Source organism: Streptomyces sp. CBMA29, assembly GCF_014596445.1.
GTDB lineage: Bacteria > Actinomycetota > Actinomycetes > Streptomycetales > Streptomycetaceae > Actinacidiphila.
Map to the genome: position 1 here is coordinate 33,050 of NZ_MECL01000150.1, position 21,019 is coordinate 54,068.

Here is a 21,019-nt window from a genome sequence, read left to right on the forward strand (position 1 = left end):
GCGTCACCCCGAACGTCAGGAGCTGGACCCGATGGCGATATCCGTGTTCGACCTCTTCTCCGTGGGCATCGGCCCGAGCAGTTCGCACACTGTCGGCCCGATGCGCGCCGCGGGCATCTTCGTGCACCGGCTGAAGAACGAGGGGCTGCTGGCGCACACCGCGTCGGTCCGGGCGGAGCTGTTCGGGTCGCTGGGGGCGACGGGCCACGGGCACGGGACGCCGAAGGCGGTGCTGCTGGGTCTTGCGGGGCACTCGCCCCGGACGGTGGACGTGGAGACGGCGGACGACGAGGTGGCCGCCGTCCGCGCCTCGGGGCGGCTCAAACTGCTCGGGGCGCACGAGATCGGCTTCGACGCGGACACCCAGATCGTGCTGCACCGGCGCAGGTCGCTGCCGTACCACGCGAACGGGATGACGTTGTTCGCGTACGACGCGGACGGCGTACCGCTGCTGGAGAAGACGTATTACTCGGTGGGCGGCGGCTTCGTTGTGGACCGGGACGCCCTCGGCGGGGAAGGCGGGGGCGAGGACCGCATCAAGCTGGACGACACGGTGCTGCGGCACCCCTTCCGCACCGGTGACGAGCTGCTGCGGCTCTCGCGTGAGACGGGTCTGTCGATCTCGGCGCTGATGATGGAGAACGAGAAGGCGTGGCGTACGGAGGAGGAGATACGCGCCGGGCTGCTCGACATCTGGCGGGTGATGGAGTCCTGCGTGGGGCGCGGGATGTCCCGTGAGGGCATCCTGCCGGGCGGTCTGAAGGTCCGCCGCCGCGCGGCGCAGTCGGCGCGCCAACTGCGCGCGGAGGGCGATCCGGCCGCGCACGCGATGGAGTGGGTCACCCTCTACGCGATGGCGGTCAACGAGGAGAACGCGGCGGGCGGCCGGGTCGTGACCGCCCCCACCAACGGCGCCGCGGGCATCATCCCGGCCGTCCTCCACTACTACCTGAACTTCGTCGCGGCGCCGACCGCCGGCGCCGTCGACCGGGAGGACGCCGTCGTCCGCTACCTGCTGGCGGCGGGCGCGATCGGCATGCTCTTCAAGGAGAACGCCTCCATCTCCGGCGCCGAGGTCGGCTGCCAGGGCGAGGTCGGCTCGGCCTGCTCGATGGCGGCCGGCGGTCTCGCCGAGATCCTCGGCGGCTCCACGGAACAGGTCGAGAACGCCGCCGAGATCGGCATGGAACACAACCTCGGCCTGACCTGCGACCCGGTCGGCGGTCTCGTCCAGATCCCCTGCATCGAGCGCAACGGCATGGCCGCCGTCAAGGCCGTCACCGCCGCCCGCATGGCCATGCGCGGCGACGGCCGCCACCACGTCTCCCTCGACAAGGTCATCAAGACCATGAAGGAGACCGGCGCCGACATGAAGGTCAAATACAAGGAGACCGCCCGCGGCGGTCTGGCCGTCAACGTCATCGAGTGCTGACCCGGTAGGCCCTGACCTGGGACTTCCCGTCTTTCAGCTCTGTCGGAGCCTTCCTGGTTTGCACGGCGAAAAGTCCCCGGGAAGTCCCTCCGACAGAGTTGAAAGTCCCTGAAAAGTCCCTGGGATTCCGGGCAGCAGAGGGCCTCCACCAGGGGCTACTCCGCGCTTCATCAGCCGCGGGGGCAGCCGGCGTGGCAGGTCAGCGGCCGAGCTTCCTCATATCTTGCGACGCCAGACGGGCCGAGGCACGATGACTCGAACCCACGATCGACGGATTAGGCACAGGGATCTTAGCCCCTGGCCTGACTTGCTGCGTTCGCGAGGGCGCCGAGTCGCGAGTCGTGGGAGTCGCTGCGATTTGCATTACTACTGGTGCCCGGAATCTTTACGGTAACGGCTGTGATCAATCGATTACACACCGCATCAGCCCTGTGGTAGTCCTGGTTTTCTTCCGCCCTTACGGCCGCCCTGGCCGACGCGGGGCCGGTTGAGGGGCAACTGGGCAGGGGGCGCGGTGGTCGACGTGGTAGCCGAGGCGGCAGGGAGCCGGGAGGGGTTCGAGCATCCGATCTTTCGGCTTGCGCCGAAGGAGGACGACGGCTCCAGGACGTCGGGCCTGTACCGCTACCAGGCGGAGGTCGCGGCGCGGTTTTGCCTGGCGATGCTCACGCAGGAGAGCGTCGACTACATCGTCTGCGAGTGGCACGAGGACTTCGTGATCGCCTTCTGCGACGGTGCGGTCGAGCTGGTCTCGGTCAAGCACCGCCAGCACGATCAGGGCCCTTGGACGTTGAGTCAGCTGTTTCAGGACGGGGGTCTTGCCCACTTGTTCGATCGCTGGGTGGGCTGCGATCGCGCGAGCAACGTGCGCCTGCGTCTGTTCACCAATGCTGCGCTGAAGCCAGCCAGGGACAACGCGCGTGGCCTTGCCAGGATGTGCGGCCCGCAGCCGGAGCTCACCGAGGGCCGCGACGCGATGGTGAAGAACGTGGCCAGGCAGCTGCTGAAGGTCCGGTGGAAGCAGCCTTACGACAACATTCCTGATACGCCCCAGGTGAACGTTGCTGACATCGTCTTTCCCGAGGGCTTCCTCGACCAGGTGGGGGGCTTCCTAGCGGTACTGGCCATCGACCACGACCAGTCCGCGAATCACTCGATCACGGACACCAACATCCAGCAGTTCCTGCTGCCGGCCATCGCCAGCCTGGAACTGGTCGACGTAGACGCCGAGAGCACCTACCGGGATCTGGTCAACCGCATCGAGAAGGCGAACCGGGACGAAAGTGACCGCGGGCAGCTCGCCTCCTACATCGTCGACCCTGCCCGGGTCCTGAACAACAGGCAGATGTCCGCGCGCATCGCCAGGCGCAGGCTGCGCCGCGTCACCGTCCTGGATGGGTTCGCCTACCTGCGCACCGCCGTGCCGACGTATGTGCGTGGCCAGGTGCCGATCAAGGCCCCCGGAGGCACGAGGCTGGGGCGCAAGCTTGCCCACGGCCAGGTGCCCTCGGACGAGGCTGCCCACGCTGAACGGCTGCGCTCGGCCTGGTACGTGACCTGGTCCCAGCAGCGCTCGGGCCTGGTAGGAGATGCCGCGGACCTGGAGAACCTGAGCCTTGAGGTGACCGACGCCGCTTTCGAGTGCCGTGGAAGAGCAGAGCAGGAAACTGCGCCCGGCTCGGCGTACGGCCGGCGGATGAATCAGCTCCTCATCCAGTACCTGACTCCCGAGACGGTGGCGGCAACGCCCCCGTTCAAGGTCAACAAGCAGCATCTGCGTGGCCTGGCTTACCAGCTTGCCGATGAGTGCCACTTCTACTTCTCCGAGCCGTTCGACGCCTCCGCCGAGGGCGCCCCGTGACCAACAGTACCGAGCAGGCCGCGGCCGCTAGACGGATCAGGACCGAGGGCCGCCAGGAGGAACAGCGTGAATCTCACTATCACGAGGCTCGCGTGCTGCTGCTGATCAGCCAGTTCACCACGGCGAAGAAGGGCCTGGACGGCCTGACGAAGCTGGCCAAGCTCGACTTCCTGCTCCGCTATCCAGCCTTGCTCGAACGGCTCCTCAATGAGCGGAACCTGTCCTGGCCAACGGGTGCGGAGCCTACGAGATTCGAGCGGATCGCCGTGGAGAGCCGCATGACCCGCTACAAGTACGGCCCCTGGGACCAGCGCTACTACAGCGTCCTTGGCTCTCTTGCCGCCCGTGGGCTGATCACCTATGCCGGAGGCGGCCGTGCCGAGTTCCGCGTTACCGCCACGGGGGCGATCGCCGCTGACACCCTCGCCTTAACCGACGAGTGGGCTGTCGTCGCCGAGCGGATCACCCTGCTGAAGAAGCACTTCAACAAGACCGGGTCAGCCCTTAAGACCCTTATCTACGAACGCCTGCCCGACGCGGTGGACAGGCCCTGGCGGACGGAAATCTGATGGCAGTCCACGTCCGCTTCCTCTCCCTGACGGTCACCACCGCTACTGCGGAGAAGACCTACCGGTTCGACCAGCCGGCCACAGTCATCAGCGGAGCGAGCGGCTCCGGCAAATCCAGCCTGCTCATGCTGCTCAAGCACACCATCGGCGGGTCCGCCCGGCTGACGACCACCGTGCGCGACCACGTCCACTCGGTGCGCGCCGACGTCGTCATGGGCAACCAGCACATGATCCTCAAACGGACCATCAGCGACGAGCGCTCCGACCACGTGGACATCCTCGACCCCGACACCCTGACGCTGCTCCACAGCCTCGCTGTGCGGTCCGCCAACCGACGCGAGACGCTCTCGGACTACCTCCTGCAGGCCACCGGTTTCCCCCGCGCCTCCATCCCGAGCACACGCGACGGGAACGCGCAGTCGCTGGACCTGACGTTCAGCAACCTGTTCGCCTACACCTACATGGAGGCCCACAACATCGACAGGGAGGTCGTGGGCCACCGCGACACCTGGTTCAACCGCAAGCGCAAAGAGCTGTTCAAGCTCATGTTCGCGCTGACTGATAGCGCCCTCATGGAACTGCGGCTGGCCAAGAACCTGCTGGACGAGCAGCTGAAGAAAAAGAAGTCCGAGTACGCGAACGTCACTCAGTTCCTGCAAGCCTCCGACTCCCGAAGCGAGGAGGAACTGCGGACCGAGCTCACCAGCCTGCGCGACATGCTCGGCCGGGCCGAGAGCACCCTGTCCTCCCTCCGGTTCGAGCTGGAGGACAATGCGGCAGCGGACACCGTCCTGCGCCAGGATCTGGGACGGGCGGTCGACGCGACCCGCGACGCCGCCCAGGAAGTCCTCGGCGCCCGCGACCTGGTCGAAGCACGAGCCGCCGTCGTCGCCCAGGTGACCCTGGACCTCGCCCGCCTGGAACGGTCCTCCACCGCCATCGACCTGCTCTCCCCCTTCGACTTCGTCATCTGCCCGCGCTGCATGCAGCGCCTGGAGAACAGGCCCGTCCCCGCCGACTACTGCGTCGTGTGCCTGCAGCCTGATCCGCGCGACGCCGACGTCGACCCCGTCGTCGTACAACAGACCCGCACAGCGCTGGAGGAACAACTTCAGGATGCCCGTGCAGTCCAGGACGCCGACGTTCAGGTTCTGCAACGTGCACAAGAGGCCGCCGAGCAGGCGGACTTCCGTGCCACCACCCTGCGCCGCCAGCTCGATGCGCTGACCCGGGACACGGTCGCACCCCGCTTCGAGGCGATCGCGCAGTCCAGCGCCCGAGTGGCCACGCTCAAAGCGACCATCGACGCAGTGGCACAGCTACGCGACTTCTGGACCCGCGCCCGCTCGATCAACCAGTCCGTCCGCGACATCACCGCCGAACGCAAGGAGCTCACCGCGGCGATCAAGGCCCGTACCGCAGACCTCCAGAGCCGACAGACCCTGGTCGCGGAACTCAGCACATCCTTCCGCACGATCCTCGAGGACTTTCAACCGCCGTGGGAGGTGGAGTCAGCGGTCGTGGACCCCGACTCGTACCTGCCGGTCGTTAACGACACGCAGTTCGAGAACCTCCAGGCGTCCGGCGGCGGCATCAGCGCCTGCGTCAACCTTGCCTACAGCCTGGCGCTCCTCGAGTTTGGCCTGACCCACCCTGACGTGCTGGTGCCCTCCCTCCTGATCATCGACTCCCCCCGAAGAGTGTTCGGCAACAACCCCGAAGACCAGGAAACTAGCCGCCGAATTTACGACCGCTTCAAAGATCTGGCTTACACCTATGGTGAAGCCCTGCAATTGATCGTCGCCGACAACGACACAGCACCCGTTCCCAGCGACACCTTCGGCGAGATCGAACTCGACTACATCAGCCCATTGGTCCCCGGCGTCGTCCATCCCGGCCCCGGCCACACAGCCCGCATCGAAGACGAGACTGTCGAAGGTAACGCATCCTCCTGACCACACCGTCCTCCATAAGCGCATCCGCGGCTTGTCCAGTGCGGCGCTCCTCCGGGCAGTGTCGTGGGCGCACGACCACCAGCCCCGCGCCCCACCGAGTGCTCACCGCCGTTCTGGACAGCCATCACCTGTCTCCAAGTACGCGGCCGATCCTCCCCCAAGCGCCCATGACCGGGAGGACTGAAGTGCCGGCGCAGGCCCTCACGGCCGGAGGCGCTAAAACGGCACCACGCGAGTCAATCCGCCAGGGTGCCGGCAGAGATGGGCCATTGGGCCGGCGAACCGCGAAGGTTACCGCCGCGGCCGGCGATTACGGCCTCCGGGTTGAGCTCGCGCACACCGACGCAGCCGCCCGTTCAACAGCGCGATCGTCACTAGGTGCCGAGTCAGGCGCGAGATCTGTCGAGACCGGACAGCCCCGACCTCGCCGGACGGTCACGGCGCGGTGATAGCCATTGGCCTGTCGACCGAAGATCAATGACAGAACCTGACTAGGTGTCACGCACGCTGGTCCACCGGGGCTTTCACTACGTGCGCCCGACCTATCCCGCTAGACAAGGGAAAGCTCAGTTCAAAGGCCCGGGACATCCATATGATTACGGAAATCAAACCTGCGATCCGATGCCGTGTTCTGCCACCCCGTCCAAGAGCGTCCGCGCTCGCCTTGCGCTCTCCGTGCCCGTGCTGCACCCCCGTGTCCCGCAACGTTCAGGGGCAGAGCTGCCGCCTCGTGGCATCTCCCAAGACCAATGGCTTCCGCCGTCCGGGTGAATACCTCGCCGTGGACGTCACACGACAACGAGGGACCAGCCACTTGTAGCACTTGCACAGCTATTTCTCAGGAGCGCGAGCCTGGCCCTTCTAGCCTTGTCCCTGACGCGGGAAGGGCTCCCCGATCGGCCACGGGTTTGTGAGGCCGAACCACTCCGCCTGCGTGTGCTCAGGATCAACGAAATGCATTGCGCCGTGGGCGTCGACGGTCGATCGACGCCACATCGGTAGCGAGGGCACGGGCCACTCAGGGTCGGGGTGCTCCCAGATGGTGTGCTGCTGCGTGGCCACGAAGGCGGGGTGCAGTTGCTTGACCACGACCACTGCCGACACGTGACGGTGGTCCGAGCGATCACCCTTGTACCAGTAGCCATCGGGATTGCGGATGACAGCCCCCAAGTGGGTCTCGGCGCCAGGTCGAGTGTCGATGAGCAGGCTCTCCGTGCCGTACAGCGCGTTCCTCACGTCGTAGTCATCGGTGGTGAAGCTGCTCAACGCCACCGCAACGATGTACGGAGCACTGAGCGGCCCGTATGCGGAACCCTTGTCACTCAGGGCCTTCTTGATCCCCTCCTCGCCTTGCACCACGAAGGCTCGTCCGCCGCCGAGGATCCCAAGTGGTCTCACGCCCTCCTTTCCGCGCGCCTCGGGCGACCTCGGAAGCGCGTGGAACTGAATTCGCCACCCGTCCGCCTCATAGGGCATTCCTGGAAAGTCGCGGCGGCCGTTCCCCTGGTTCCTGTAGGCGTCCGGATCCAGCTCTGCTAGCCATTTTCCCAGTCTGGAGCGCAACGGGCGGGCTGGGAGCGGGCCACCTCCCTGCATTTCTACGTCGATCGACAGGACGAAGTTCGGGCTGCTGATCTTGTCGAGCGAGTCGTACAGAGTGTTGACCCTCGCTGCTGCGCGCCCCGAGACGTCACTGAACGACGCTGATCGAGCTTCAACGTAGACCGCCGTGCCGTCCTTCTCCGCAAGGAAGTCCGGGCGGCGGCTAGTCCCGTCAACTTCCGGGTGACAGGTCACGGCGTAGCCCATCCGGAGAAGACACTCGTGCAGGTACAACTCGAAGAAAGCCCCTTTGGACTGCCGGTCGTCAGTGGAGCGCAGCCGTCCCATGACGTCCGGCCGAGCATCCGGGCACAGCCGGGAGAACCAGTCCTCGATCACGTTGCGGACTTGTTCCCAGTAGGAGCCTGCCACGCGGTCGATGAACTGGGAGTGGCTCTCCTCGTACTTGGCCGGGGACGGGTCGGTTCGCTCGATCGGCGAGAAGATGTTCACGCCGATCATCACACCCGGTCCACCGGTCCGGGGCAAGACACCCTGTCGCCCTCCAAGGGACCTCCGCTCCGCCGAGTCTTGGGTCCGCACTTCGAACCCGCGGCGGTGCGCGGTGGAGATGAGCTGTGCGAGTGCCGCGCCAGCGGCTGCGGCTGCGGCTGCGGCTGCGGCTGCGGCTGCGGCTGCGGCTGCGGCGACGAAGGGTGTACAGGGGTTGTCCGGGCAACCCGGGTTCCGGGGTCGTGGCGCCGGTGGCCGCTTAGACGACGCCGGTGAGCCGACTGCTTCCGAAGGGCTTGCGGGCCCAATGGCCTCGTAAACGGCATGCGGCGGTCAGTGCTCGGTGAGGTCTCGGATGTCCCAGCCCGCGTCGACCATTGCCTCCGCGTACTGCTTGCCGCGATCGCGGTGGGCGGCGAGCACCAGCAGGTGGGTGGGGCGCGTCGCCCCGACGAAGACGAGCTGCACAGCGGCCTGGACGCTCTTCAGCTCCCGCCGGGGGTCACTCCCCTCGGCAACCATGCGGAGCGCCTCGGTCACGTCGAACTTCCTGCCGTTCTTCTCCAGGCACTCCAGGATCAGCGTCGCCGCATGGGTCTCGCCCTTCGCGCTCTGGATGGTCCCGGGTATGGCGCGCGCCGCTGGCACTGCGGCAGAACTCCTGGGAACGCCGCCCACTGCTGGGGCCGACTCGCCCGCGGGGGTGAACTCCAGGCCGAGGGCCTTCAGCGGTGCGTCGGCGAGCAGCTTCATCTGGACGGTCAGCTGATCGGTGATCATGCCCCAGCTCGCCTCGTCGAATGTGGCTCCGTGGGCGAGGAGTTCGCGCAGCAGGATCCGTACCTTGCCGCCGGGGGTCGCCGCAGACCTCTCCAGGCGGCCGAGCGCCGGCAGCCCTTCGCCGGTCAGGGGCGTGAAGGACGCGCGCAGGGCGTTCCACAACTCAGTGGCCGCTTCGTAGCTGTTCGCGTCCGACCTCCACTGGGGCCCTGCCGCGCGTGCCGCGTCGATCAGGGCGCGGTGGGCCGTTGGGCGACCGGGCGGGGTGTAGCCGGGCAGGTAGCAGGAGATCGACTGCGGGTATGCCTGGGAAGTTCCCGGGCCCTGCCGCGCGCCCAACACGCGCGGCGGACGTCTGAGGAGAACATCCTCGGGGAGGATCGCGGCAGCCATGCGTTCGAAAGTCGGCACGACATCGATCGCTGTGGCCTCGTTGAACAGCAGTATCGCCACCTGTCCGTCGGGGCCGGCTCCATGGATCTGCTGGGGGCGCCGGACCGCCAGGCGGCTGGCCACTGCTGCGATCTGCGGTCCGAAGCGGCGGCTGACCGGCAGCTCCGCAGCACCGGCCAGCGGGAACGCTGAGGTTGGCCCGGTCACGGCGCCCGAGTCACTGTAGATGCCCTGATTGGTGTCGCCTACCCGCTGCACCACGGTGGGTGAGGAGGCGAAGACCAGGTCCAGCAGTTCGTGCTGGGGGACGCTGGTGTCCTGCATCTCGTCGAAGAGAACGAACGGGAAGCGCGCGGAGACGGCCGGGATGATGCCTGGGTGCTCGGTGAGGTACTGCTGGGCGATGGCGTACATGTCCTGGTAGCGAAAGACGCCTCGGCGGGCCAGAGCCCACTTGAGCCTGGACAGTTGCTCGCCGCTGACCGTCTCGGCGCGGAAGGGGAGTTCCCCAGTCGCGCCGGTGACCACGAGTTTGCTATCCCGGTAGGTGAACGTCGCCCCCGTGACGATGCCGGTGCCGCCGCGCTGACGTTCCACGTAGCTGCGCAGGGTGGAGTAGTTGGGGTGCTGCAGGAGCCGGATCGCTGCGGTCTCGAAGGCCGCGTCGTCGACGGAGCGAACCTCGACTCCCTCGGCCCGCACGGCCGGAAGCGCAAGGAAAGTGTGCACGAAGGACTGGATGGTGCCGATGAAGTGTGGGTAGCGCAGCAGGCTGCGCCCCGTGGCGAGGGAGGCCACCCGGTCGGCGATCTCGTTCTTGGCCGTGTTGGTGTGGGACAGCACGCACACCCCGCACGTAGCGGAGGTCCATGCGTCGGCCATAAGTGCGAGCTTGAGCCCGATCAAGGTGGTCTTGCCCGACCCCGGAGCGGCTTGGAGGTCCTGTGTGGTCTCGCTCTGCAGGAAGTCCCACTGCTCGGCGTCGAGCGGGTCGAGTCCGAGGAGCTTCACCATGGCCTCCACTTTGTGCGTGGCGAAGGCATCGGGCAGGTAGGTGCCGGTCACAGGGTCGCCTCGCCGCACAGGTGGGTGAAGGCGTCGATCAGGTAGGGCGGGACGTCGCTCTTCGTCACCGAGGTGGAGGCGAGGAGCTGCGCGGCGAACTGCGCGGTGATCGACTTGCTGGCGCTGTTGAGCTTGAGCGGTCTGTAGATAGCCAGAGCAGCCTGCTCGAGGGGGACCTTCTGGCGCAGCCAGCGGTCGACGACCTTGTCGGCCCGTGCGATGACCTGAGCAGTCTTGGCGGCGTCCGGCCAGGACCGTTCCGCAACGGATGCGAGCTTGACCGCGCGGTGCATCAGCCTGGCCATGGTCCAAGAGGTGACGGCGAGGTCGTACTCCAGCGTCCACCAGTTCGACACGAAGGTCTTCACCGGCCCGTCGTCTTCGCTGGCGAGGTCCGCAATGTGCGCGGCGATCTCCTGCTCCGTCATCTCGTCCCAGCACTTCAAGCTGCCTCGCATCTTCTCCGAGGTGCCGGCGGGAACGAGGTCGCGGTCGCGGATGCAGGCGACGGGGACGGGGATCTGCTCGCCGGAGCGCTGGAAGACGCGGCTGTACCGGAACAGGCCGACGTGGCCGACGTTGACCACGCTGACGCCGTGCTCGTTGAAGGGCATACCCAGGACGGCGGCGAGAGCGGGCAGGAAGATTGCCTCAGCGTCGCCCTCGACCATCGCCAGGCTGCGGGCGAAGAACATATTAGCCTTGGTCACGTCCAGGAACCGGGTCAGGAACGCATAGTCCTCGCCGGTCAGGCGCGTGATACCCCGCCGCAGCGGGAAGGTGCGGCCCCGGACGACGAGGGTTAGGCACTCGACGGGCGTTGATGAGGCGAGGTTGGGGCTGTGGGTGGTGAGGATGACCTGGACCGGGGCCCTGCCATTTTCCTGCGGCCTCTGGGCCTTGTCGTGGAGAAGGTCCATGATCCGGGTCTGGAGCTGGGGGTGGAGGTGCGCCTCGGGTTCCTCGATCAGCAACAGGGGAGCCAGTTCGCTCTTGCCCAGCAGGAGGAGCTCCGCAGCCATGAACAAGGCATTGTTGTATCCGAGCCCTCGGCGCGTCCACTCGTCGGATCTGGCGAAGAGATTCAGTTCGAGTCGTTCCAGTGCGCGGGCCAGCGTCGCGTCGGTGGCGACGCTGATCTTGGCGCGCAGGACGTCGTCGCCGATGGCGAACCGCTGCAGGTAAGCTGAGTTAATGTCCTGGCTCACATCAGCGACGGCATTGTTGTTTCGGATGTCGTGCTCGGCGCGGCGCAGGATCCCCACCAGAGTGGACGGAGGGGTATCGCCCTCGGGGTCGTAATCATCAACACCCTGGTCCTTCATTGCCGGGTAGCCGGCGAGGATCTGGGAGAGCCGTGATCCGCGACCCGAGCGCAGTTCCGCCTCCGCGTCGCGCAGAGGGCGCAGGTAGGTGGCGCGCAGGAGTTCGCGTGCGGCGCCATCCAGGGCCGGGCCGTTGCCGTCTGGTCCGGTCCGTGTGGTGACCGAGACCCGGTTCCGGACCGGGTCCATCCGCTGGGCCTTGAACGTCACGCAGAGCCAGGCGGCGCCGTGGCGGTCATGAGTGAGCAGTTCAAGGAAGACCGCCTGCTCCTCGGTCGACAGGTCGGTGAACCCGCACACGATGGTGAAGGTCTCCGCCCGCCCGTCCTTCCCGAGGTGGAAGTCATCCTGGGAGACTCGGTAGTAGTCCGTCGCCGCGGTCTGCAGGCACAGCCGGATCGCGTCGATGATCGCCGTCTTCCCGCTGTCGTTCTCGCCGACGAGCACGTTCGTCCCGGCCGTGAATGACAGGGCCAGCGACGCGTCCGACTCGCCTTCGCTCAGGGCCGCAGCTCCGAAGACCCGGAAGTTCTCGACCCGAAGATGCGCTAAGTACACAGATTCCCCCGCCGGCGGGCCGCAGCGCGCTCTTCTCCGGACAGGAGTCCCCGGGCGGCGCGGCCCATGATCGATATTTCCGGAATCCTATGCTCTCCGAACTGGCCGCCCGAGGGTATCCGGCAGATTGCGGGGGACGGTGTAAGGTCCCGGACACCTCGTCTGCCCGAACAGCCGTACTCCTGCGGGCCGCCATGATGTCTTGCCGTCCCCGGCCAACCAGGCGTGAAGGAAGGCTGCCACTCCACCGATCTCCGGCAACAGCAAAGCGCGAGCGCGCTGGGTGCTGCCGCCGATCACTCCTCAACTAGGGTGAATTCGGCATCGCGCCGACCCTTTCGCCGTCCCCAGACAGCGGTACTGCACGACAGGTTGACGCCGTGACCGTTGCGGTGTGGCTCCTCGCCGACGCCTGTGCAGTGCGAGAGGTTGGCGCCGGGCCGCCACCGGTGTCGACAGAGTCGGTCAGCGCCGGAGGAGACCGGCCAGCACGCGCAGTACGAAAAGGCCGAGCATCAGCTCCAGGACCCGCATGGCCGCTTGTCGACGATGACTTCGGCGTGACCACACCGCAGGCAGGACAACGCCCAGATAGAGCAGCACGAAGACGACCAGGACGATGACGCCCGGGGATGAGAGCACGACCGCACCGATTCGTACGGCATCGGCGAATGACACGAGAGGATCCCTTCGTGGAGAACGGGGCGATCGGGACTCTCGCTGTCCGGCGGGTCCGTACGGAACCCGGATTCTCCGTTTGTACAGTCGAGGCGGAGAGCGGGAGGTCACCGGGCATACGCCGAGGGGCCGTCCAACGGCAGGCGAGACAGATCGGACAGGCGGGGCGGCGTGCTGGGCAGTGGTGAGGAACGGTTCCGATCGGACCTGCGGACCCTGGGGGAGTGGCGCCTCAGCAGGCTCAGGCCGGTGCCGGGTCTGCGCAGACTCGCGCGCAGTGCCCGTGTCGAGTCACCTTCGACGGTCGGCGGCTGGCTCCTCGGACGGAACCTGCCGGCCTCCGTGGAGCGCCTGATTGGGCTGGTGCTCGCGATCGGTGCCGAGGCGAAGCGCCAAGGAGCGGAGCCGCTGCCCGACGAGCGGCACCTCTTCGACCTCGACCACTGGCGCCGTCGCCATCGGGACGCCGTGGCCGACCGGATCGGGGGGCAGAACGGCGGGACCGCGCAACGACCAGTGCACTCCGACAGAGAACCCTGCGTCGTCGGCCCCCTCGACCTGCCACGTCCGCTGGCCAGCTGGCAGCCCGAGCGGCTCGGCGTGCACGCGGCGATCGCCGATCCGCTGCGAACGGCCGCGACTGACTTCGTGCTCCCGACGTACATCGCCCGCCGCCACGACCACGAGCTGCGCGGCCTGCTGAAGGATGCGGCGTCCGGAGCAGACCCAGTGCTGCTCGTGCTGAGCGGGTATAGCTGCGCCGGGAAGACGCGCACCGCGTACGAGGCGGTCCTGGCCTGCCTCGCTGACTGGGCGCTGGCGTATCCGAAGGACGCAGACAGCCTGAACCGGCTGCTTGCGGCGAACGCCCTCGGCCCGCGCACCGTGCTGTGGCTCAACGAGGCCCAGGAACTGCTCGGCGGCAACGGCGGTGAGGCCGCTGCCGCGGCACTGCGCCGACGGCTGGAGCAGCCAGGACCGTTGGTGGTCATCGCCACCCTTTGGCCGGGCCACCGAAACGAACTGACCGATCGTCCGACCGGCGTCCAGGACCGCCATCCTCAGGCCAGGGCACTGCTTGCGGCAGCGCGCGTGATCACTGTTCCTGCGGTCTTTGACGGCTCGGCGTTGGGGCGGCTGCACGAGACGGACGACGGTTCCCTGGCCGTCGCCGCGCGAACAGCTCTGGACGGTTCCATCACCCAGACCCTGGCCGGCGGGCCAGCCTTGGTTCAACGGTACGAGCAGGCAGATGGAGCGCAGGACTGCTACGGCAAGGCTGTTGTCACGGCCGCAATGGACGCGCGCCGACTTGGTCACGCCTCCCCGCTCTCGTTCGCGCTGCTGGAAGCGGCCGCGCCCGGCTACCTGACGGACTCTCAGCGCGCAGCAGCGCCGGCGGACTGGTTCGAGACCGCGTTGGCCTTCGCACGAACCAGGGTCAAGGACGTGGCGGCGGCGCTCGGCGACGTTGCCCGCGACCACGGCATGGGCGCCAGGTCGGGAGTGAGCCGCCTGGCGGACTACCTCGACCACTACGCCCGGACGGCTCGGCGCGAGTGCTTCCCGCCCTCCTCGTTCTGGCACGCTGTTGAACACCACTCGGCGACCGCCGCTGACCTGTACGGACTGGCCTGTGCCGCAAAGAATCGGGGGCGGCTGCGTCTGGCGGCCGCACTGCTGCGCCGCGCGGCAGATGGGGGACACGGTCCGGCCTGGGAGACAATCGTCACGATGATGGCGTACCGGGGCCTAACCGAGGAACCCGAGACGCTGGCGCGATCTATCCTCCGGAGCGGAGACCCGGAGCCGATGTTAGCCCTGGCTTGGACACTCAACGAGGTCGGCGACCCTGACGAGAGCGAACGGCTGATTAGGGAAGCGGCCACCACCGGGCGGGCCTCGGCCCTGACATCGCTGGCGGTGGTGCTGGACCACGGCCCGGAGGCCGAAACGGCATTGACGGAGGCTGTGGCGCTCGGAGATCCGGCGGCGCCCTACCTGCTGGCTGAGCTGCGCCGAAAGGCGGGCCACCTCGCGGAGTTCGAACGGCTCCTGTGGCTGGGGGCATCGGCGGGTGATCGGGATGCCAAGGGCGAATTGGTAACACTCAAGTGCCGCGTTGACGAGTGGGGCGAGGCCGAGCTCTTGGCGCGATCGTTCGCGGAAAGCGGCGATGGATTCGAACTGGCCATGATGGCGATGGAACGGTACCGGGACGGCAATCGGTTCGAGGCCGAACGGCTGGCCTGGACGGTCGTCGAGTTGGCCGATCGGGACGTGCTTGGCGCGGCAGAGCGGCACTGGCCGGGCGGGGTGTTCGCTGCGGTCATGTTACTGATGGGCTTGTACGGCGACGACGAGGTTGACGCGGAGTCCGTCCTGTATCGGCTGGCGGAGTCCCGGAACCCGCAGACCTGGGCCGTGGCGGGCTGGCACCAGGAGGCCCGTAACCCGAGCCAGGCCGAGGCTCTGCATCGACGCGCGGCAGATCGGGGGGACCTCTATGCGCAGGAGCGGCTGGCCATGATGGAACGGCACCGGAATACAGCCCATGCCGAGCGCACGCACCGGGCGTTGGTCGATGCTGGCGGTGGCGTCGGCCCGCTTGCTGCTCTCTGGGAAGACGAGGGCAGAGCTAAAGAGGCCGAGCAGGCCAGCTGTTATGGCCTGGAGATCGACGGTTCGATCGCCGACCCTTGGCTGTTCTAACCGTCGATGCCGACAGCAATGAGCGTTCCTGCCGGACGGGCAGCGCATTCAGCGCGACGGGGCTCTGTCCGCGCCGATGGTGTCCAGGAGGGCAGAGAGGTCTGTGGCGCTATCTGGGGCCTGGGTGTGCGGGATAAGTTGCGGAGTGGGTATGGGCGCTGGCGCGGACGACGGCTGGGACCAGGCGCTGACACGGTGCCCAGCGAGCCCCTCCAGTTCGCGCTGAGCGCGGGAAAGACAGCGCACAGACGCCGAGGCTAGGCAGCGCCGCGAACACGCCCCCGAGTCCACTGTCACTGCAGGCCAGCTCGAGCAGGAGCGCGAGCGTGGCCTCTTTGTAATTGTCCCTGTCGGGGGGAGCACATCCCGATCGGCCACGGGTTCGTAAGGCCGAACCACTCCGTCGGCGTGTGCGCGGGATCGACGAAGTGCATGGTGCCGTGGGCATCGACAGTCGATCGCCGCCACATCGGGAGTGAGGGCACGGGCCACTCAGGGTCTGGGTGTTCCCAGATGGTGTGCTGCTGGGTGCCCACGGAGGCAGGGTGCAGTTGCTTGACAGTGAGCACCGCCGACACGTGGCAATGGTCCCAACGACTGACGGCCTGCTGGAGCAGGGCTTTGGGGTCGCGGCCTGCCTGTTGGGCCTGGGCGAGGGTGGCGGCCAGCGCGTCGTGCTGGGTCTCGGTACCGGTGCGGGTGAGGTGGTGCGCCAGTACCGCGCGGATGGTGGCCTCGTAGCTGCGGCGTTCGGTTTCGGGCAGGGCTCGACCCTGGGCGTGCAGGGCGTTCATGGGTGCGGCGGCGGCTTGGCGGTAGGCGGCGCGCAGGTGTTCGGCGGTCTGGCTTGCGGCGTGGGCTTGTTGGGCTGTCCTCGGGCGGAGTGCCAGTGGGCGGCGGCGATGGCGAACAGGACGAGGGCGGACAGGAGCATTGCGGTGGCGCCGCCGTCTTCGCCCCTCCCCAGTGCCCCGCCGGCCTGGATGATGCCCCGGGCGGCCGAGCACATCGCGCGGGTGTCGGCTTGTTCGGCACGGGTGTGGCTGCGGGTGGCGCGTTCGAAGGAGCGGGCCACGGCGGCCAGTTCGGCGCGGGTCGCGGCCGGGGAGGTCTGCGCGACGGCGTCCAGGAGTTGGCCCATGCCGGTGAGCTGGGCTGCGGCTTCGTCGCCGTCTCCGTCCAGGAGGGCGGTGGCGCGTTCGGCGACGCCGGTTGCCGTGCGGCGTACCCGGGCAGGCGCCGACCAGTGCGGCCGGGCGGCGCCGGTTCGCGTTGACGTGTGCTGGTCGGGGGTGCCGTCGGTGAGGCGTTGTCGGATGCGGGGCAGGGAGAGGTCGGCGGCCAGGGTGGAGCCCGCGAACCAGATGGGCTCACCCCTGGCGTTGCGGTCGCCGGGCAGGGCGACCGCGTAGCCGAGGACGTCCCCGGACGGCCCCTGGGTGAGTTTGATGCGCAGGCCCTTGTCCCGCAGCCGGGTGAAGAACTCGGCTTACGTGGCGGCTCCGGCGAGGGCCTGGCGGGCGGCTTCGCGCAGCGTCTCGCGCGGGATTTCGGCGCGTCCGGTGCGTTCGGCTTTGAACCGCTTTTGGCTGGTGGGGTTCTTGGCGGCGGCGCCGTCGCCGGGGTTGAGTCGGCGCAGGCCGTAGTCCTTTTCTATCTGCCGAGCTCCAGCCTGGGTTTTGCGCTGGTCAAACTTCAGGTCGGCGCGGCGGCCGTCCTGGCGCACCTGGGTGGCGGCGATGTGGATGTGATCCTCGGCGTGGCGGACGGCGACCCACCGGCAGGCGGTGGTGTCGCCTTCGGGGGCAACGCCGACCGCGGCAACAAAGCGGCGGGCGATGGCCGCCCAGTCGGCATCATCGAGGTGCCGGTCGCCGGGGTCTGCTCGGACCGAGCAGTGCCAGAACGTCGTGGCCGGTGCCCGGTCGCCGATTGCTTTGACGGATTGGTCGCGCCGCCCGGCGAACTGGGCGATGGTGTGGTGGGGGTTGCGGCCGGGGCCGGGGGCGTAGTCGTTCCAGGACGCGACCAGGTGCCGGTCGGTGTGCTCGTCGCGTTTGCCGGGGCCGAACAGGTAGCGGATCAGCCTGTGCGTTCCACCGGTGCCGTCACCGGCGCACCAGCCACCCGACGGCGTCGTCCACCGAAGCGAGTGCGCTGTCGATGCGGTGCAGGAGCTGCTGGAGGTCGGTGGCGGGCTGCCCGCCGGCGTTGAGGAAGTGGGCGACCTGGTTCAAGTTGTTCCCGACGGCGGCGAGCTGCCGGTTGGACTCCATGAGTTCCTGTACACCGCGCCGGTAGTCCGCGACCGCGGCGGTGGGGTTGACGCTGGCCGCGGCAGCGAGGGTGGCGGCTGCGGCGTAGCCGCCGGGGGCAAGGTCGGCGGCGTGGGCAGCGAGCTGGACGGCGGTCCATTCGGCGTCGCTGAAACGCAGGCTGGTGCAGGTGCGGCGCTGGGCGCTGTGGCGCGGACGGCGTCGGCGGGACACGGCGCGCACGGCGGTGTTCTGCGGCAGCTCCTCCCCCACGGACGGCACCCCCGGGCCGTCGTCCCGTTCGGCGGCAGGCACCCCCGGGCCCGCCGCCGAACGGTAAGCTCCCGCCCCTTCCGGGGCGGGAGCGGGGTAAGCAGCGCTTACCCCACAACTTGCTGCCCGGAGGGCTGTGTTGACCTCACGCTGCTGTACCGGGGTGGTAGCTGCCGAGTCGTTCGCGGTCACCGACCCGACTCCGCGTCCTGCTGGTGGACCTCGTGCAGGAAGTCCTCTGTACGGTCCATGGCCAGGAGAGGGTGGTGCAGCGTCCAGGTGCGGTCAGGTCCGGGTTCGGCGCGGTGGAGGTGGCAGCTGTGGTGCGGCACGCCCAGCCAGTTGTCCACTTCGGCTGGGGTGGCAGGGGTCGTGCGCATGGCGGTGTTCTCCTGTGGTTAAAAGAAGTCGGAACGGTGACGCTCGCTGGATGGGTGACCGGCCGTGCTATCCGGCCCGGTCACCCACCGTCGTGGTGTGCGGTCAGTCCCGGTGGGGGGTGACTGGGTGACGGGGTGTCGTGCTGTTCGCGGAGCTGGGCCATCGGGGCGGTCAGCGTGTCGCTCGACAGCGGGATCTTCTGACCTCGGACGGCCTGGGCGATGACCTGCCGCGTCAGCTTGTCCTCGGCTCTGACCGCCGACCGGACGATCGCCAGCAGCTCCTCGGTGTCCGGGTCAGACCGCCGGTCACCGGCCCGACGGAATTCGCGGTCACTGACCGGCGCCGGGGTGACCGGCCGGTCAGTGACCGGCGGACGGCTGACCGGGCAGACGGTCACCTGGTCGGTGGCGGCCAGTCGTTCTCTGACCGCCGGGCGACTGATCGGCTGACCGCGAAGGTCAGCGGCCCGAACGCCCGAACTGGGATCCTTGCAGTGGCCGGTGACCGCGCCGGGCGTCGTCCGCCAGGTCACCGTTCCCTCTCACCGACCGGCTGACCGGCGCCGACCTGACCGGCCCGGGGTGACCGCTGACCGAACTGATCATCCCGAGTGACCGGATTCGCCCGGAGTGGTCGGACTGACCGTGACCGTGGTGGTCAGGTCGGTCGGCGCGGTTGTCGGAGCCCCCGCAGACTGCCTGGTTCTGCCAGGTCCGTCCCCCAGCGACCGGTGGTGGGCGGGGGGTTCGTCGTGCTGGGCATGCGGGGTGTGCTCCGATCGCTCTCTCCGTGCGCTGGTGGTGCGTCGGCGGAGTGGTCTGGCTGGGAAGTCGACGGGGTGGCGCGCTCGGGGGCGGACCCGTGCGGAGCGGCTTGCCCTGGGGTCAGGCAGCGGTGCGGGTGCGTCTGCGGTCGACCGGCGCGAACTCGACCCTCGTGGTCATCTGTGCCAGGCGGGAGGCGACGCGGTCGCCGACGTGCGCCCGCAGGGCGCTGATCGCCAGGTTGGAGGTGATCAGCGTCGGCAGGCATTGGTTGTAGCGGCGATTGACCAGCCGGTACGTGATCTCCTCGACCCACTCGCTGGCCTTCGCCGCACCGAGGTCGTCCAGGATAAGCAGCGGCACCCGGGCCACGGCTGTCAGATTCCGCTCGCTATCCACCCCGGCCCTTGGGCGCAGTTCGGCGTACAGGTCGGCCGCCGTCGTCGCCCGCCACCGCACCCCGACCCCTGCCCCAACCAGGGCCCGCACCGCCCCGTACGCCTGGTGCGTCTTGCCCGCGCCGACCACCCCGGCCATCAGCAGCGACGGCCCCGTCGCGACCTGCCGCCGTGCCCCGGTGCCCGGCGCGATCGCCTGCGCGGCAACCTCCCGGCACCAGGCCAGGACCTGGGGATGGTCGGCCGCCGCGCCCCGGTAGCGCGGCGGCATCCCGGCCACGAGGGCGTCCAGCGGCGAGTACGGCACCGACTCGTTCGAGGCTGTGAGGGCGGCCGGGTCGATGTTCCGCGCGGCCAGGATTCGGGCGAGGCGGTCGAGGGCTCCGGCTTCGGCGAGGGTCTGCGGTTCACGGGTTCGGGTACGCATCACAGCTCCTCGGCGTAGGCGGTGGAGGCGTCGACCGGGTTGGTCCATGCCCTGTGAGCGGGCACGTTAGACCCGAATCCCGGACGGCCCAAACCAGCCCCCGATCCACCGGGGGCGTTCATGGCGTCGTTGACAAGGCTCGGCAGCCGCGACGGGTGGCCCTGGACCTCGGCGTACCGCCGCAGCCCGGCCCGGACGTGCTCCGGGGTGATGCCCTCGTCCAGCAGCTTCCTGGTGATCCGTCCCAAGTGCCCGATCACGTCCTCGGGGGGCCGCCGGTCGCACGAGGCGACGTACTCGCCGATCAGCTGGTTCGCCGAGACGCTGCCCGCGCCGGGCGCATCGCGCCCCGTAGGGAAGAAAGATCCAGGATCCAAGATCCTAGATCCAGGGGCCGAGCCCTCGGAGAGTATTCGGGGAGCCTTCGGCGAAGGTTCGGCGAGTGCCTCCTGACCTGCGGTTTTGCCAACGCCCTCCTGGGGCGTGGCTGCGGCGGTGTCGCGGGTGTCCAAGGCCGGGGCCGAGGTGGCCCCGGTGGGTGCAGGAGGGGTCGGCACAGGACGTGGGGGCGTTTCGAGGGCTCGGGGAGGGTTCGGCGAGTCCTCCCCGAACCCTCCGGGAGCCTTCGGTGAAGGGTCGGGGTGCTGGGTGCAGGGGCCCGTGCAGGGGCCGCACCGGTGGTCGGGGTGGTGGCCGGTGCAGACCGATCCGGGACTGGCTCGGCTTGTCGATCTTCTGGTGCTCGAACCACCCGACGATGTGCAGGTACCGCTTGCCGTCGCACCCGGTGTAGCGGCAGATCAGTCCGGCAAGCGCCAGCTGGATGAGGTCCTCCTCGACGTGCACGGCGGTGTGTTCGGCGCGCTGCGGCCAGATCACGCCCCCGATGATCGCCGCGTTGTCCCGGTGCCGCCCCCAGTCGTCGACCTGCGGGAGCAGCCCGATGAAGGTCAGCAGCGCGGTCACCGAGACCTCGTTGCACCGGTCGTTGATGAACAGCTCCGGCTTGATCGTGCGGATCCTCGGCATCTCAGCGGCCCCGCCCTGCCGCGACCAGGCCGCTGCGGATGAGGGTGGCGGTGGTGGCCAGGTCGACGGCGCGCGGGCACGCCGCACCGGAAACCATGTCGGCGAG

The 21,019-nt window shown here is 68.5% G+C and carries 17 protein-coding genes and 1 pseudogene; 6 read left to right on the plus strand and 12 right to left on the minus strand.

Translation table 11 applies throughout. The features are described 5' to 3' along the window. The first annotated feature begins 31 nt into the window (after positions 1–31). The 4 genes from BGM09_RS20175 (at position 32) to BGM09_RS20190 (ending at position 5,817) form a co-directional block, all read left to right on the plus strand. Positions 32–1,432: an L-serine ammonia-lyase gene (locus BGM09_RS20175; protein ID WP_188283050.1), complete on the plus strand. Its 1,401-nt coding sequence runs from the start codon at positions 32–34 to the stop codon at positions 1,430–1,432. A gap of 514 nt (positions 1,433–1,946) precedes the next feature. Beyond that, entirely contained in the window at positions 1,947–3,293 is a 1,347-nt protein-coding gene (locus BGM09_RS20180) for a dsDNA nuclease domain-containing protein (RefSeq protein WP_317452792.1), read from the plus strand. Next, a complete protein-coding gene (locus tag BGM09_RS20185; RefSeq protein WP_188283052.1) occupies positions 3,290–3,862 on the plus strand; it encodes a hypothetical protein in 573 nt (190 codons plus the stop codon). The genes BGM09_RS20180 and BGM09_RS20185 overlap by 4 nt, the downstream gene beginning before the upstream one ends. After that, entirely contained in the window at positions 3,862–5,817 is a 1,956-nt protein-coding gene (locus BGM09_RS20190) for an AAA family ATPase (RefSeq protein ID WP_188283053.1), read from the plus strand. Before BGM09_RS20185 ends, BGM09_RS20190 begins: the two co-directional genes overlap by 1 nt. Before the next feature lie 861 nt (positions 5,818–6,678). On the opposite strand, the gene BGM09_RS20195 is transcribed toward BGM09_RS20190, so the two are convergent. Beyond that, positions 6,679–7,881 carry a hypothetical protein gene (locus BGM09_RS20195; protein ID WP_188283054.1) on the minus strand — a complete coding sequence of 401 codons (1,203 nt, stop codon included), beginning with the start codon at positions 7,879–7,881 and terminating at the stop codon, positions 6,679–6,681. Positions 7,882–7,997: 116 nt separating this feature from the next. Between BGM09_RS20195 and BGM09_RS20200 the strand changes: the two genes are divergently transcribed. Continuing rightward, positions 7,998–8,135 (plus strand): hypothetical protein, encoded by a 138-nt coding sequence (locus tag BGM09_RS20200; RefSeq protein ID WP_188283055.1) that lies wholly within the window; start codon positions 7,998–8,000, stop codon positions 8,133–8,135. Positions 8,136–8,205: 70 nt separating this feature from the next. On the opposite strand, the gene BGM09_RS20205 is transcribed toward BGM09_RS20200, so the two are convergent. The 3 genes from BGM09_RS20205 to BGM09_RS20215 form a co-directional block, all read right to left on the minus strand. Beyond that, positions 8,206–10,110, minus strand: a complete 1,905-nt coding sequence (locus tag BGM09_RS20205) for a UvrD-helicase domain-containing protein (RefSeq protein ID WP_188283056.1) — start codon at positions 10,108–10,110, stop codon at positions 8,206–8,208. Then, a complete protein-coding gene (locus tag BGM09_RS20210) occupies positions 10,107–11,993 on the minus strand; it encodes an ATP-dependent nuclease (RefSeq protein ID WP_188283057.1) in 1,887 nt (628 codons plus the stop codon). Before BGM09_RS20210 ends, BGM09_RS20205 begins: the two co-directional genes overlap by 4 nt. Before the next feature lie 465 nt (positions 11,994–12,458). Further along, complete coding sequence (locus tag BGM09_RS20215) at positions 12,459–12,635, minus strand: hypothetical protein (RefSeq protein ID WP_188283058.1); 177 nt, start codon at positions 12,633–12,635, stop codon at positions 12,459–12,461. A 378-nt stretch (positions 12,636–13,013) separates the two neighbouring features. Here BGM09_RS20215 and BGM09_RS20220 point away from each other — a divergent pair, with 378 nt between their 5' ends. Continuing rightward, positions 13,014–15,383 (plus strand): hypothetical protein, encoded by a 2,370-nt coding sequence (locus tag BGM09_RS20220; protein WP_188283059.1) that lies wholly within the window; start codon positions 13,014–13,016, stop codon positions 15,381–15,383. Positions 15,384–15,676: 293 nt separating this feature from the next. On the opposite strand, the gene BGM09_RS38915 is transcribed toward BGM09_RS20220, so the two are convergent. The 8 genes and pseudogenes from BGM09_RS38915 to BGM09_RS20260 form a co-directional block, all read right to left on the minus strand. Continuing rightward, positions 15,677–16,177 (minus strand): hypothetical protein, encoded by a 501-nt coding sequence (locus BGM09_RS38915; RefSeq protein WP_188283060.1) that lies wholly within the window; start codon positions 16,175–16,177, stop codon positions 15,677–15,679. After that, on the minus strand, positions 16,174–16,524 hold the full coding sequence (locus tag BGM09_RS38920) for a hypothetical protein (protein WP_188283061.1): 351 nt from the start codon (positions 16,522–16,524) through the stop codon (positions 16,174–16,176). The genes BGM09_RS38915 and BGM09_RS38920 overlap by 4 nt, the downstream gene beginning before the upstream one ends. 348 nt (positions 16,525–16,872) lie before the next feature. After that, entirely contained in the window at positions 16,873–17,469 is a 597-nt protein-coding gene (locus BGM09_RS39205; protein ID WP_411158340.1) for a relaxase/mobilization nuclease domain-containing protein, read from the minus strand. Positions 17,470–17,491: 22 nt separating this feature from the next. Continuing rightward, positions 17,492–17,911, minus strand: coding sequence for a MobC family plasmid mobilization relaxosome protein (locus BGM09_RS20240; RefSeq protein WP_317452793.1), 420 nt, complete (start codon positions 17,909–17,911; stop codon positions 17,492–17,494). Positions 17,912–18,099: 188 nt separating this feature from the next. Continuing rightward, positions 18,100–18,291: a hypothetical protein gene (locus BGM09_RS20245; RefSeq protein ID WP_188283063.1), complete on the minus strand. Its 192-nt coding sequence runs from the start codon at positions 18,289–18,291 to the stop codon at positions 18,100–18,102. 80 nt (positions 18,292–18,371) lie between these two features. Further along, positions 18,372–18,827 (minus strand): hypothetical protein, encoded by a 456-nt coding sequence (locus tag BGM09_RS37875; protein WP_223187316.1) that lies wholly within the window; start codon positions 18,825–18,827, stop codon positions 18,372–18,374. Positions 18,828–19,179: 352 nt separating this feature from the next. Beyond that, the gene (locus BGM09_RS20255; protein WP_188283064.1) at positions 19,180–19,884 is read right to left on the minus strand and encodes an ATP-binding protein; all 705 of its coding nucleotides are present in this window, start codon (positions 19,882–19,884) and stop codon (positions 19,180–19,182) included. Further along, a pseudogene (locus BGM09_RS20260) lies at positions 19,884–20,913 on the minus strand (hypothetical protein). The gene BGM09_RS20255 and the pseudogene BGM09_RS20260 overlap by 1 nt, the downstream one beginning before the upstream one ends. Positions 20,914–21,019: the final 106 nt, after the last annotated feature.